1 protein-coding gene is annotated in these 672 nt (G+C 48.4%); it reads right to left on the bottom strand.

The features are described from left to right. Window positions 1–282: 282 nt before the first annotated feature. Window positions 283–531 carry an acyl carrier protein gene (locus ACOCD2_RS24335; protein ID WP_293650601.1) on the bottom strand — a complete coding sequence of 83 codons (249 nt, stop codon included), beginning with the start codon at window positions 529–531 and terminating at the stop codon, window positions 283–285. Between the last annotated feature and the right edge of the window lie 141 nt (window positions 532–672).

Below are 672 nucleotides of genomic sequence, written 5' to 3'. Positions count from 1 at the left end.
CCATATGACTGGACGCCGCGTTCGGAGGCCTACTTTGTTTTCCCTCTGGCGCAAGGCACGCCGGGAAAACAGTGCGGCCTCGCGGCTACTGGGGACTACCAGCCTTCGCTTTGCTCTCCATAGCTGGCAGCGGGTGATGACCTCCCCTTCGGCAATGATGGCTGTTTTCTTCGGAAACTTCAGTGCGGACTCGAACAGTCCTTCATGCAGCAGGCGCTGCGGCCGTAAAATATCCATGTTTTCCCTGGTCATGAAATATTGTGGCATCCGCGTGGCAGGCGGTTATTCGTTTTCTTTGCGCTGGATAAACCCGACGATCTTATCAACCGAATCGAGATTGTCCGGTATCATTTCCTCATCCTTGATCTTGATCTTGAATTCATCTTCGATGAAAAAGATGATTTCCAGGATGCCGGTCGAGTCCAGGATCCCCTGATCAAGGAAGGAGTCATCGTTTTTCAATTCCGATTGATCGTCCGTAAACAGGTAGTTTTCGAGAGTAAAGGCGCGTATTTTTTCTTCTGTAGACATTTTCTATCCCATGTCAAAGTGCTAGAGTTTAGAGTAAGCAACATTGTTCCACCGTATATTTTCGGGTGAAATAAAGTTGCTATTTTGTTCATACTGCCCGTTAGAGCTTGTTCTATACGCTGATTGCTGCATCCTGCTCAC

It is taken from the genome of Thiolapillus sp. (assembly GCF_048562965.1).
Lineage (GTDB): Bacteria > Pseudomonadota > Gammaproteobacteria > Chromatiales > Chromatiaceae > Thiolapillus > Thiolapillus brandeum_A.
Note: the sequence above shows the minus strand (reverse complement) of the source record. Positions and strands in the feature narration are given on the sequence as shown.

What these genes read in the sequence shown, in the direction of transcription:
- ACOCD2_RS24335 (WP_293650601.1), bottom strand. Translation starts at nt 531, where the DNA reads ATGTCTACAGAAGAAAAAATACGCGCCTTTACTCTCGAAAACTACCTG.